At 49.2% G+C, this 13,235-nt stretch carries 13 protein-coding genes; 8 read left to right on the top strand and 5 right to left on the bottom strand.

Annotation, left to right across the window (positions count from 1 at the left end; translation table 11 throughout):
- Positions 1-136 precede the first annotated feature (136 nt).
- Complete coding sequence (locus K0H59_RS01325; protein WP_220054417.1) at positions 137-2,092, bottom strand: methyl-accepting chemotaxis protein; 1,956 nt, start codon at positions 2,090-2,092, stop codon at positions 137-139.
- 311 nt (positions 2,093-2,403) lie between these two features.
- Between K0H59_RS01325 and K0H59_RS01320 the strand changes: the two genes are divergently transcribed.
- The 6 genes from K0H59_RS01320 to glnG all read left to right on the top strand — a co-directional run bounded on the left by K0H59_RS01320 (position 2,404) and on the right by glnG (position 8,163).
- Positions 2,404-2,715 carry a pyrimidine/purine nucleoside phosphorylase gene (locus K0H59_RS01320; RefSeq protein ID WP_220054416.1) on the top strand — a complete coding sequence of 104 codons (312 nt, stop codon included), beginning with the start codon at positions 2,404-2,406 and terminating at the stop codon, positions 2,713-2,715.
- A 115-nt stretch (positions 2,716-2,830) separates the two neighbouring features.
- On the top strand, positions 2,831-3,427 hold the full coding sequence (locus K0H59_RS01315; protein ID WP_220054415.1) for a TetR/AcrR family transcriptional regulator: 597 nt from the start codon (positions 2,831-2,833) through the stop codon (positions 3,425-3,427).
- 149 nt (positions 3,428-3,576) lie between these two features.
- Entirely contained in the window at positions 3,577-4,734 is a 1,158-nt protein-coding gene (locus K0H59_RS01310) for an iron-containing alcohol dehydrogenase (RefSeq protein ID WP_220054414.1), read from the top strand.
- A gap of 274 nt (positions 4,735-5,008) precedes the next feature.
- Positions 5,009-5,542, top strand: coding sequence for a DUF4124 domain-containing protein (locus K0H59_RS01305; RefSeq protein WP_088212552.1), 534 nt, complete (start codon positions 5,009-5,011; stop codon positions 5,540-5,542).
- A gap of 121 nt (positions 5,543-5,663) precedes the next feature.
- The gene (glnL, locus tag K0H59_RS01300; RefSeq protein ID WP_088212551.1) at positions 5,664-6,710 is read left to right on the top strand and encodes a nitrogen regulation protein NR(II); all 1,047 of its coding nucleotides are present in this window, start codon (positions 5,664-5,666) and stop codon (positions 6,708-6,710) included.
- A gap of 37 nt (positions 6,711-6,747) precedes the next feature.
- A complete protein-coding gene (glnG, locus tag K0H59_RS01295) occupies positions 6,748-8,163 on the top strand; it encodes a nitrogen regulation protein NR(I) (protein WP_088212550.1) in 1,416 nt (471 codons plus the stop codon).
- A 68-nt stretch (positions 8,164-8,231) separates the two neighbouring features.
- Here the strand turns inward: glnG and K0H59_RS01290 are convergent, their stop codons facing one another.
- The 4 genes from K0H59_RS01290 to K0H59_RS01275 form a co-directional block, all read right to left on the bottom strand.
- Positions 8,232-8,789 carry a porin family protein gene (locus K0H59_RS01290; RefSeq protein ID WP_220054413.1) on the bottom strand — a complete coding sequence of 186 codons (558 nt, stop codon included), beginning with the start codon at positions 8,787-8,789 and terminating at the stop codon, positions 8,232-8,234.
- 186 nt (positions 8,790-8,975) lie between these two features.
- Positions 8,976-9,386 (bottom strand): hypothetical protein, encoded by a 411-nt coding sequence (locus tag K0H59_RS01285; protein ID WP_220054412.1) that lies wholly within the window; start codon positions 9,384-9,386, stop codon positions 8,976-8,978.
- A 41-nt stretch (positions 9,387-9,427) separates the two neighbouring features.
- A complete protein-coding gene (locus K0H59_RS01280; RefSeq protein ID WP_011715494.1) occupies positions 9,428-10,327 on the bottom strand; it encodes a cation diffusion facilitator family transporter in 900 nt (299 codons plus the stop codon).
- 50 nt (positions 10,328-10,377) lie between these two features.
- Positions 10,378-10,866: a Spy/CpxP family protein refolding chaperone gene (locus K0H59_RS01275; protein WP_220054411.1), complete on the bottom strand. Its 489-nt coding sequence runs from the start codon at positions 10,864-10,866 to the stop codon at positions 10,378-10,380.
- A gap of 305 nt (positions 10,867-11,171) precedes the next feature.
- Here K0H59_RS01275 and K0H59_RS01270 point away from each other — a divergent pair, with 305 nt between their 5' ends.
- Together K0H59_RS01270 and K0H59_RS01265 are read left to right on the top strand one after the other, a co-directional pair.
- Positions 11,172-11,858, top strand: coding sequence for a response regulator (locus K0H59_RS01270; RefSeq protein ID WP_011621060.1), 687 nt, complete (start codon positions 11,172-11,174; stop codon positions 11,856-11,858).
- 14 nt (positions 11,859-11,872) lie between these two features.
- The gene (locus tag K0H59_RS01265) at positions 11,873-13,222 is read left to right on the top strand and encodes an ATP-binding protein (RefSeq protein WP_220054410.1); all 1,350 of its coding nucleotides are present in this window, start codon (positions 11,873-11,875) and stop codon (positions 13,220-13,222) included.
- The last annotated feature ends 13 nt before the right edge of the window (positions 13,223-13,235 follow it).

Below are 13,235 nucleotides of genomic sequence, written 5' to 3'. Positions count from 1 at the left end.
TAATAGCGACCCTAAAGAAAAATCCGCCAGATAATCCTTTCTGGCGGATGCATAACAAACGGCGCAGCAATAACAGTCATCCAGTTGCAAGAACGGCGAATGCTCGGCATTGCTTACTCATGCCTAGCACAGCGTCCTAGACCTTAAACTGAGCCGTTGTTAAACCAAGTTGATTCGCTAGCCCTAACAGGCTGCGGGTGCTGGCGGCCACTTGGCTGATGGCTGCGCTATTTTCCTCTGCCGCCGCACTGAGCCCTGCAATGCCCTGAGCAATCGTCGACGACACTGTGGTTTGTTCCTCCGCAGCCGTTGCCGTTTGGATCATTAAGGCTTTGAGTGTATCGAGCCGCTTGGCAATATCATCCACCGCCGCTTGCATGCCTTCGGCATCCTCTGCGGTTTTAGACGCCTCAGATGAACAAGTCACACTATGCTGCGCCAACACAGCCGATTGCTGCTGAATGCCTTGTAATACCTTTCCAATATCCTGCGTCGCCTCCTGTACCTTCACGGCGAGTTGCCGCACTTCATCGGCGACTACCGCAAAGCCACGGCCATGCTCGCCCGCTCGGGCAGCTTCAATCGCCGCATTGAGGGCTAATAGATTGGTCTGCTCGGCAATCGCATTAATCACATCCAGAACACTGCCGATCTTCTGGCTATCGGCCTCAAGATTACCGACCTGCTGATGAATGGCGGCGAAACTTGCTAGCGTCACCTGTAAACTTTGGCGGGTACTCGCCAGATTCTGCGAGAGAATGCCACTCGATTGAGTACAGGAAGAAACCTCATCGGAAGATTTCATGGTATTAGTGCTGATCTCTGCGGCGGCATAACTCATTTCCTCCACGGCCGTGGCTAACATATCGGTTTCTCTGGCCTGCATCTGAATACTGCTGTCGGCTTGGCTCATTGCCGCCGAGTTTTGCTCTGCGGCGGATTCTAACTCATGGCCCATCCCCACCAATTGGCCAATAATTTCCTTTAATTTGGTCTGCATCCTCGCGAGCCAGCTCATTAAATGATTATCGGCATGGACGTGGGAGAGACTATGGGTTAAGTCCCCGGAGGCGATAAGGCTAGTCAAATGGCACATATCCTCGGGCTCACCGCCCAGAGGTTTAAGCACAAAGCTAGTGACTAGTTTTGCCGCCGCAATCGCCAGCACTATCGATAGCCCGCACACCACGAGTCCGATATACATCATATGGTAGGCAGGCGCGGCGATTTCACTCACATCAATCTCGGCCATTAAGCCCCACTTAAGTCCCATCTCAATGACAGGCGAGTAGGCAGAAAGAACTAGATTATGATTGTAATCATAAACCTGCATAACCCCCTCTTGCCCAGCTAACGCAGCCTTTACCGCCAAGGTATCAACCCCATTTTGAGCAATTGTGCCCGCAAAGGAGGCCGATACGGTGCGATTTTTAGGATCTAAAAAGGAGTCAGAACGCATTCGATTATCGGGGCCGATGAGATAAGTTTCTCCTGAATCCCCCATCCCTTCACGGATTTGCATCACGCGGTTAATTCGCTCGATAGACACCTGCGCCGCCACCACAATGCGCTGTCCATGGTACTGAATGCTTTGACCAATAAAGGCGGCCGCTTGTCCATTCGATGGCGCATAGGCGGAGAAATCCTGTAAAAACACGGTATCCGAAGTTGCAGAGGCCTTATCGAACAGTTGAGCCAGCCCTGAAGTTCGGTAAGGGCCGGTACGCAGATTAGTGCCATAATCAGGCTCTTTCGCCACAGTGTAAAAAACCGAACCGTCATCGGAGATGATAAAAAGATCATAAAAACCCAGCAGCTTGTTGAGGGATTTGAGCGTTGAGTCTAAATCGCTCAGGGTTTCTAAATTCGGCTGACTGGCGATCACCGCACTAACGGACTGTAAGTTATCGGAGAAATCTTGGAACATGCCATTGATCTGTCGCTGCTTAATTTCCCGCACAGCCACTAAACGTGACTGAGCCTCGGCAAAGAGTTCATTTTTAGCAAGATAGGTGACGATCGCCGTCGCAAGTACAAGCGGCAAGAGGACAATCAGTAAACTGATCAATTGAATTTTACGCGTAAATCCCATGGAGACACTCCTTGTCGCACTCAAGATTCCATAATTGCAGGCAAAACAACTCCCGTTAAAACTATAGGTGAAGATTGAAACCTCGACCAAGTGAGGTCGCTTTTTTATTCGGTACGCAACTCCTTAATTGAGTAGACATTAACCTTACTCAGACGCTTTTATGCAAACCATCCCCCAAACGTGTACTGCGCGATGAAGCAGAGCCGATAACTGGTTTATGAAATTAACGATGAAAATTTTCACATTGACGACAGCATAAAAATCACATTGAATTGAATACAAATTCAAATCACACACTTTGGGAGCGTAAAATGGAGTTAATCGAGCAAGTCTCAGTCGCGAAAAAAGCCAATATTTACTTTGAGGGTAAAGTTGCCAGCCGCAGCGTATTCTTCAGCGATGGCAGCAAAAAGACCTTAGGTGTGGTTCTCCCTGGAGAATATGAGTTTTCCACCTCTCAGGGTGAAATCATGCAGGTTACCAGTGGCAGTTTCGAGGTATTACTGCCCAATAGCACAACCTGGGAAACCTTTAGCGAAGGCAGCCAATTCGAACTTGCAGCCAATGTCAGTTTCAAAATCCGTAACAGTGCAATAGCCGAATATTGCTGCAGCTACCTGTAACCCCCTTACCGAGGAATGCTTAATCGACTTAGGCATTCCTCAATCATTTGCTCTCTACTATTGATGCAAACTCGACCACTAGACGACTGGTCTAATATGCTTTATGCTCCTCCCCATGAAAACAGAAACCCAATCGACGCGTCAGCATATTCTCGACGTTGGATACTCACTGATCCTCAAACAAGGCTTTTCGTGCCTAGGCTTAGCCCAATTACTCAAGGCAGCCCAAGTACCTAAAGGCTCGTTTTATCACTACTTTAAATCCAAAGAGCAATTCGGTGAGGCCTTGTTAGCAGGGTATTTTGAGCAATACCAAGCTGAGCTTGATGGCCTGTTTAACGAGACTCAACTCTCAGGCTTTGAGCGCCAAATGCAGTACTGGCAAAAATGGTTGCACGTGCAGCAGGACGGTTGTGTCGATCAAAAATGCCTAGTCGTTAAGTTAAGTGCTGAGGTGGCCGATCTTTCTGAGGCTATGCGCCTTGTGCTTTTAAAAGGCTCGGCTGGCATCATCGAGCGCTTAACCCAGAGCATTCAAGCGGGGATTGCCGATAAATCCATCTGTGAACAGGATGCCCAAGTAACGGCAGAGCTGCTGTACCACATGTGGCTCGGCGCCAGTTTGATGAATAAACTCGGCCACAGCCATGCCGCTTTAGCGCGCGCTCTAGCAATGACCGAATCTATTTTAAAGACCAAAACCATGGGTTAATGCCAGCAACACTGGCACACCAATGCATCAGCAACCCGTTAATGAACAATGAAATATCGCCTCATCGGCTTGATTTATCATTTAGTAGCCAACCAATCTAGACGACTGGTCTACTAAAATCATTTTCCAACTATAGGACACATAGCAGTATGTTCAATTTCGCCTACTACAACCCAACCCGAATCCACTTTGGTAAAAACACCATAGCTGAAATCGACACCTTAGTGCCTCGCGATGCCAGAGTCATGGTGTTATTTGGCGGCAGCAGCGCCAGACGAACTGGCACATTAGCCGAAGTAAAACAAGCGCTTGGAAACCGTTTCGTGGTCGAGTTTGAGGGAATCGAGCCTAACCCAACCTACGAAACCCTGATGCAGGCTGTCGACCAAGTTCGTGAATTAAACATCGACTTTTTACTCGCAGTCGGTGGTGGTTCTGTGATCGATGGAACTAAGTTTGTTGCTGCGGCAGCGGTATTTGAAGGCGAGCCTTGGGATATCCTCACCAGCTGGGGCGCGAATGTGACTCAAGCCATGCCATTTGGCTCGGTATTAACCTTGCCTGCGACGGGTTCAGAGATGAACAACGCCAGCGTGGTGACCCGTAAATCGTTGAAAGCTAAACTGCCATTCCGTAACGACTTGGTTTATCCGCAATTCTCAATCCTCGACCCTACTAAGACCTTCACCCTGCCAGAAAGACAAGTGGCGAACGGCGTGGTCGATGCCTTTGTGCATATCACGGAGCAGTACCTCACCTACCCGGTCAATGCAGCTGTGCAGGACAGATTCGCCGAAGGCTTACTGCAAATTTTGATTGAACTAGGGCCACAGGCACTCACACAGCCCGAAGATTACGATATTCGCGCTAACTTGATGTGGGTCGCGACTATGGCACTCAATGGCACGATTGCGACCGGTGTACCCCACGACTGGGCAACACATATGATCGGCCATGAACTCACAGCCTTGTATGATATTGACCATGCCCGCACCTTAGCCATTGTATTACCAGCATTATTGCGCTGCACTAAAGCCGCTAAGCGTGAAAAGCTGCTACAGTTTGCAGACAGAGTGTGGCATATCAACACCGGCTCTGAAGACGAACGTATCGAGGCCGCCATTGCGAAAACCCAAGCCTTCTTCGAAGCTATGGGCATTGCAACCCATTTATCTGCCTACGATTTAGGTAAAGAAGCCGTCGATGCTGTCGTCAATCAGCTTGAGCAGCATGGCATGGTTGCCCTAGGCGAACATGGCAATATCGATCCTGTCATGAGCCGCGATATTTTAACCCTAGCGCTCTAAGCTTTGGTTGCCGCCGTCAACGCACCATAGTGGTGCGTTGACTCTCCCCTAAAAGAGGCAAACTCCCCTGCGCCTCAACATCAAAGCCGCTCTCACCTTTCCCATACAAAACATTTGCCGCCAGAACCACGCTCGCCGAAGATTTAAAGGCATAAAAACAAACCCGCGTTTATTCCCACGCTAAACCTCAAGCGAGCTGAATAAACACCATGATTTTTGGTGAAAAAACGACTAATCTTGTAGAACTTCATCTCCAAGGCAAAAGGACTTTCGCATGCGTGCATTCACCCTCATCAGCTTATTGCTGCTCAGCCTGTTCGCCCAGGCAACAGTGTACAAATGGGTCGATAAGGATGGAAAAGTCCATTATTCAGATGAACCACATCCCAATGCCGAGGTTGTTGAGTTAAAAGAGAAAACGCTCAATCAAATTGCACTCCCCCCCGTAAAAAATGATGCGGATGACTCGCAAGTGATCCAACAAATCCAGTATCAAGTCGTCATCACTTCCCCTACGGAAGAGGAAACCGTGAGAGACAATAACGGAGACTTTCAAGTCACCGCCACTGTCACCCCAGAGATCAAAAGCCAGTATCTGATGGCACTCAAACTCGACGGTCAAACGGTCGGTCAGCCTCAAGTGGGCGGCATCTTCCAACTTAAGAACATCGACCGAGGTGAACATACCATTGTTGTCGATGCCATGACTCAAAACGGCAAAGTCTTTGCATCTAGCTCTCCACGAAAGATATTTCTTCATCAAGCGGCGATGAATCCAGTCCCGAAAAAACAACCAAAATCAAACTAAACTGTTTAATAACAATTGATTAGGTTGTTTTTGTTCAATCTAGCCCTTTGATGAAGTCGAGTTGCAGCCTGCACCAAATCGGTGCAACATAATGGTGCAACCCTATTTTCAGGAATGGTAGATGGATAAAGAGACTCTGCTTAATCATTTAGTCACCGCGGTACTTGTCATCGATAAGGATCTTAAGCCTTGTTATGCCAACGCCGCCGCAGAGCAACTGTTAGGTGTCGGTAGCCATAGGTTAGTCGAGCAAGCCCTGCCGGAGCATTATCAAGCACTTGGCGTCGAAGCGCAGATCCTGAGCGATGCGGTGAAAGCCGGCCAAGGCCTTACGGTCAACACCGCCACCTTAGTGACCTTAGATGCCCAACATCATACCGTCGATCTGACGCTGATCCCGCTCGAAGATGAAGCGCAGTTAAGCCTGCTTGAGCTTAGACAGGTCGACCAACAACGCCGGATCCACCAGCAACTCAGCCAAGATGCCCAGCAACAGGCGGCGCAATTCCTAGTGCGAAATTTGGCCCATGAGATCAAAAATCCCCTGGGCGGCCTGCGTGGCGCGGCACAATTACTCTCGCGGGAATTAGACGATCCGGCACAAAAGGAATTTACCAATCTGATCATTGAGCAGGCCGACCGCCTGCGCAGCCTTGTGGACAGATTGCTCGGCCCGCAGCGACCGACCCAACATAGCCTGCACAACATTCATCAAGTGGTGCAAAAGGTCTATAAACTGGTGGAAATGGCCCTGCCCGCCAATATTCAGCTTAAGCGTGACTATGATCCCTCGATCCCCGATATCGAGATGGATCCCGACCAAATGCAACAAGCTGTGCTGAATATTTTGCAGAATGCGGTGCAAGCCCTTGAGCATACAGGTGGCGAAATCCTGCTCCGCACCCGCACACAACATCAGGTCACTATCGGTTCGCAGCGCCACAAGCTCGTACTGACCCTGTCGATTATCGACAATGGCCCAGGCATACCACCAGAGCTGATGGACACACTGTTTTATCCCATGGTCACTAGTCGTGAGCAAGGTTCGGGGCTGGGCCTATCGATTGCCCATAACATTGCCAGATTACACTCGGGCAGAATCGATTGTGTATCCAGCCCTGGGCATACCGAATTTATCATTTCGTTACCGATTTTAAGCGCCAAATAATCAAGACAAACCAACACATACCGTATGAGGAAGCAAAATGCGAATGAGTGAACAAGTGTGGATCCTCGACGATGACAGTTCGATACGTTGGGTGCTCGAAAAGGCGCTCCAAGGCGCGAAACTCAGCACCGCCAGCTTTGCCGCGGCCGAATCACTCTGGCAAGCATTAGAGATTTCCCAGCCACGGGTCATAGTCTCAGATATTCGTATGCCGGGCACCGATGGTTTAACCCTGTTAGAAAGACTGCAAATCCACTACCCGCATATTCCCGTCATCATCATGACTGCGCATTCGGATTTAGACAGTGCGGTCAGCGCCTATCAGGCAGGGGCATTTGAGTATTTACCCAAGCCATTCGATATTGATGAAGCGATATCCTTAGTCGAGCGCGCCCTAACCCATGCGACCGAGCAAAGCCCAGCACCAGCGGCGCAGGAGACGCAAGTCAAAACGCCCGAAATCATAGGTGAAGCGCCCGCGATGCAGGAGGTATTTCGCGCCATCGGCCGGTTATCACGCTCCTCAATCAGCGTGCTGATCAACGGCCAATCGGGTACGGGTAAAGAGCTGGTTGCAGGCGCATTGCACAAACACAGTCCACGTAAGGATAAGCCCTTTATCGCCTTGAATATGGCGGCAATTCCCAAAGATTTAATCGAATCGGAGCTCTTCGGCCATGAAAAAGGCGCCTTTACCGGCGCGGCAAACGTGCGCCAAGGACGCTTCGAGCAAGCCAATGGCGGCACCCTGTTTTTAGATGAAATCGGCGATATGCCGCTGGACGTACAAACCCGCCTGCTGCGGGTGCTTGCCGATGGGCAATTTTATCGCGTCGGCGGCCATAGCGCCGTTCAGGTAGATGTGCGGATTATTGCCGCAACTCACCAAGATCTGGAGCAGCTCGTGCTCAAAGGCGGCTTTAGGGAAGATCTATTCCATCGGCTCAATGTTATCCGTGTTCACTTGCCACCGCTGTCACAACGCCGTGAGGATATTCCCCAACTGGCGACCCACTTTTTAGCATCCGCCGCTAAGGAGATTGGGGTCGAGGCCAAAATCCTCACCAAAGAGACCGCCGCCAAGCTATCGCAACTGCCATGGCCAGGGAACGTGAGACAACTCGAGAATACCTGCCGCTGGCTCACGGTAATGGCCTCAGGGCAAGAAATCCTGCCCCAGGATTTACCACCAGAGCTACTTAAAGAACCCGCCAGCATTAATCCTATGGCAAAAGGCAGCCAAGATTGGCAATCGGCACTCACAGAGTGGATTGACCAAAAACTGTCTGAGGGAAATAGCGATTTATTAACTGAGGTTCAGCCGGCCTTTGAACGTATTTTGCTCGAAACCGCATTACGCCATACCCAAGGTCATAAACAAGAAGCGGCAAAACGTTTAGGTTGGGGAAGAAATACCTTAACGCGAAAACTCAAAGAATTGTCTATGGATTAACCATCCATTAAAAAGCAAAAAAGGGATATCACTATCCCTTTTTTATTATTTAGATTAACTCTAAATCATTAGAACTGGTAATGTACGCCAATCGCCAGTTGCTTCATATCGGTGTCGATATCTTTCATATTCAAATAGCTGTGGTCAGCATCTAAATCACCTGTGGTGACATCGTAGCTAAAGCGCACATTTAAACGCTCGGTCACGGCAGCATTAATACCTACGCCATATGTCCAACCAAAACCGGTGAAATCTTCATCGAAACCAAAACCGTCAAAATTCATAGCCATAGATGCAACACCAACTTTTGCATAAGCTGAGAACATATCATTGATTTTCAAAGTAAACTTAGGCGTGAAGGTTAATGCGCCCGCGGTGACATCCGTATCTCTGTCGCCCAAATCTGCAGTCGCAAATAAATTGGCTTCTAAACCAAACCACTCGTTGAAGTTGTAACCACCGTAAACACCGAAACCTGTGCCAGTATCTGAATCATCAACAACATCCACAGCTACGCGGTTTAGTGCGCCACCCACATAAAAACCAGTAGTATCGGCTGCCGCTGAAGCTTGGCCGGCCACTAATGCAGATAATAAAGATACCGCAACTAAAGATAGTTTTTTCATTATATTTTCCTAATGAGTTAACTTGAGTAGTAAACGCGGCGGATATTACAACAAACAAATAATAAGAGTGACAGTTTGTAAAAACTAAATACGTTTCATACAGGAAGTATTCAGCTTTAAATTAAAAAATAACAAACTTGATATACTTAAGTATTAAATAACATACTCAATATTAAATACTAAGTATTAACTGACTATACGCAATAAATTCATTATGCCGAAATAACACCAACGAATTATCGAACGGCGTTTTCGTACATCGAGACATTCAATAATCACCACCTTCCCCGACTGCTCGCAGGTCACACGGCTGCGCCACATCAACAAGGGCCAAATATGCAGTCGGTAGTCCCGCTGTGCAATATTAAATGGAATCGTTCGCGGCCAATAATATAAAGGTTGGCGCAGGATAAGCTCGCTCCAAACGCCCATAGGAGGATTGACTAAATGCGGTTCAGGGAGTTTTGAATCTGGCCCCGCGCTCGCGACGAGGGCATGTTCGGCGATCAACTCAAAGCGGGTCGATAATCTATGATAACGGCAAATGAGCCGAGTCTGTTCGGCTAAGGGGTGAACCTGTTGCTGCGTCCATGACATAACCAATCCTTTGGCTGTTTAATAACAATTCAAACTTATTATTATGATGAAGCCGCAGCACTAGGCTCCACCTGCACGGGATCTTGGTGAATAATCACCTCGGCATCTTCAAAGGCGGCCTTCACCCTGAGTCCCGTGGTATCGGCAATACTATGGGCTTCGTTCAGACTCAAATTGCCATCCAACTCTAAATGGAATTGAATAAAGATGGTTTTACCCGCTTGGCGTGTGCGCAAATCATGCAGCCCTTGGACTCGGGAGTCTTCCTTAGCGATTTGTTTGATCCGCTGACGAGTGTCCTCATCCAGCTCACGGTCGAGCAGTGCTTGAATAGAGCGGTAACCTAGGTCAAATGCCTGTTGGCCGATATAGCAAGCGATAAGCACGGCAAAGAGCCCATCGGCCCACCACCAGCCATATTGGGACAAAACGAGTGCGAGCAACACGGCACCATTGAGGAATAAATCCGACTTATAGTGCAACGAATCGGCTTCGACTACCGTACTATTGGTTGCCGCCAGCGCCCGCTTTTGCAACATCACTAATGCTAATGTCAACACAATCGCGACGACTGAGACCACCACACCTAAAGTTGCGTGCTCAACTGGGGCAGGATTGAGTAACCGCTCTCCCCCATAAAACAGCAGCAGGAATGCCGAGCCCATAATAAAGGCCGATTGTGCCAACGACGCTAATGGCTCCGCTTTACCGTGGCCGTATCTGTGGTCATGGTCGGCGGGGACGATGGCATAACGAATGGCGATAAAGTTGATGATTGAGGCGAGTGCGTCGGCGAAGGAATCCGTTAAGGACGCCAGCATACTGGCCGAGCCAGAATATAACCAAGCTAACAGCTTGATAAGAATAAGGGTCAAAGCGGTAGCCACGGAAGCGCGACTAGCCAGTTTGACCCAAAAATCGTATTGGGAAGTCTGAGTCATAAGGGTCTATATCGGGAAGCTATGACCCTATTGTATATCAGCTTACAAGCTTAACCGCGAGGTTCTTTACCAGCTTGTGCTTCAAATCGCGCTTTAAACTTAGCTTGCTGTTCAGGTGTCAGCAGATTGTAGATTTGATTCTGCATCTTCATCCGTTCAATCGCTTGGGCTTGACGTTTTTCCTGCTGTGCACTCATCAGCGCCTTAGCTTGCGCCTCATCGAAGGTCGCGGAGGTGATCAATGCCTGCATTTCAGCACGATGCGCTAAACGCTCCTCCTTGCTCGGTTTGTCGTCGCTACGTGCGGCGCGTTGCTCAGCAAACAGCTTTTTAATGTCGGCCTTCTGTGCATCGGTTAAATCCAAGCCCTCAAACATTCTGTGCATACCATCATGGGCCATACGCTCGCCGTGTTTGTGGAACTCACCACGAGGATGGTCACAACCTTGGCCTGGCTCGGCATTAACTGTCGTCGCGAATACCGCGGAGCTTGCTAGGATGGCAAATAGGCCTGCTTTAAAAGGAGATAATGTTTTCATCATGTTAACCTCAATAGTTCAACGTTATGTTGTAAAGACAAGATACAGTGACGACCCTTTTAAAAGCCGAATCACTTTCGACGATTACAGTCTAAAGCGTCATATGTAAGTGAGGGCGTGACCTGAGTAAATCAGTGTAAAGTTGCGACAAGAACTAACAAATTCCCTATTCTTTACTTTGGCTTACATTGCTACACAGCAATTGACATCAAAAAAGGTATACTCAGGCAAAATACTCAAGCCGTCTGTGGTTTAGCACATCGCTTTGAGTCTTTCGCACCAGTTCACCCAGATTAAGGAACACTATGAGTCGGATATTATTAATCGATGATGACCTTGGTTTATCAGAACTCCTCGGACAATTACTCGAGCTCGAAGGGTTTAAGCTCACGCTGGCCTATGATGGTAAGCAAGGCCTAGAACTGGCCCTCGCGGGGGATTACGATCTGATCTTACTCGATGTGATGTTACCTAAATTAAACGGTTTTGAAGTGCTACGCGCCCTGCGCCAACACAAGCAAACACCGGTGCTGATGCTCACAGCCAGAGGTGATGAAATTGACCGCGTGGTAGGGCTTGAGATCGGTGCCGATGACTATTTACCTAAGCCCTTCAATGATAGGGAGCTTATCGCTCGGATTCGCGCCATCATTCGTCGCTCACACTTAACCGCCCAAGAGATCCACGCCACCCCGGCGCAGGAGTTTGGTGATTTACGCTTAGACCCCTCACGCCAAGAAGCCTACTGCAATGAGCAGCTGATTATTCTGACGGGAACCGAGTTTACCCTGCTGCACACGCTGGCGCTGCATGCGGGTGAATTGATGAATAAAGAAGAGCTTAACGAGATAGTGCTCGGCAAAAAACTCATGCCCTTCGACCGCAGCCTAGATATGCACCTCTCGAATCTACGCAAAAAGCTCCCCGAGCGAAGCGACGGCAGACCTAGGGTGAAAACCATCCGTGGCAAAGGCTATATCTGGCTACCATAACGGCGGGAACAACTGTGCCTAATCGCTTATTTATCAAATTACTACTCGGGTTTTGGATCTGTAGCTCGCTGATTATCGCTTTGGTCGGCTTGCTACCCTTACTGCAGCAAAATCATGACCGCGCCCCAATTCCGCCGCATCTGCAAAAGGTGTTGGCAAGCATAGCGCAGCGTATTCAAGATAATCCCGAGCTAGTCACGTCCGATTTTCTGCGCCGCTGGGAAAGACGTGGCGATATGGAAGGCAAACCCCTTCGACTCTATCTGGCCAACAGCCAAGGCCAAGTGATTAATACCAGCCGAGTGAGCCGCGGCGTACGCAGCTTTATGCTAATGACCGATGAGGAAAAACAGCCGATTAGTCATCAATTTAAAGATGAATTGGTCTTCGGCCCACACCAGTTTACCCTTCAGGGTGAAACCTACTATCTCTATGGTCGCTTGCCGGATATTCACCCTCGTCCCTGGTTCTTCTTCTTTATCGAAAACAAGCTGCTCACCCTAAGCCTAGCCATAGTGCTCTCGGGATTACTGTGCGCCATACTCGCATGGCATTTAGGTAAGCCATTAAACTCGCTAAAGAAAAGTGCCGATGCCCTCGCCGAAGGTGATCTCAGTAATCGCGTCGATAAGGCGACCACTCAACGTAACGATGAGATCGGCCAGCTCGCCACCGCCTTTAATAGCATGGCGGACTCGATTGAAGCCATGGTGAAGAATCAGCAGCGTTTGATGGGGGATATTTCCCACGAACTGCGCACCCCACTGACCCGCCTACAATTGTCACTGGCACTGGCCCGCAAGAAAGGCCAACAGACTACGGAAACCGACCGTATCGCCTACGAGGCCGAGCAACTAGAGAAATTGATCGCAGAGCTCTTGGAGTTGTCGCGGGTCAAACTCAGCACCAATGAGACTAAGGTGCGCCTCGGATTAGCCGAGTCCCTCAGCCAAGTGCTAGATGACGCCGAGTTTGAGGCCGATCAACAGAGTAAAAAGATCACTATCGATATCGATGAAGCCATCGAGCTCAGCCATTATCCGAAATCCCTGTCCCGGGCGATAGAAAACCTGCTGCGCAACGCGATTCGTTATGCCCAGAGCGATATTCATCTGCTAGCAAGCCAAGCCAACGGCCAAGTACAGATCACCATTAAAGACGATGGTCCAGGGATTGATCCTGCTGAGCTTGAGGCGATTTTCAAACCCTTCTATCGCCCCGATTCGGCAAGGCAGCGGGAAAGCGGTGGCTGGGGCCTAGGACTCGCCATTACCGAAGCCGCTATTAGCGCCCATAAAGGTAAAATCAGAGCCGAGAATCGCCAGCCCCACGGCCTTGAAGTCAATATCAGTTTGCCAACCTAAAAATATAAGCCCC

The sequence above is a fragment of the Shewanella sp. FJAT-51649 genome, from assembly GCF_019457435.1.
Taxonomy (GTDB): Bacteria; Pseudomonadota; Gammaproteobacteria; order Enterobacterales; family Shewanellaceae; genus Shewanella; species Shewanella mangrovisoli.
This window is presented reverse-complemented; position numbering and strand designations above follow the sequence as displayed.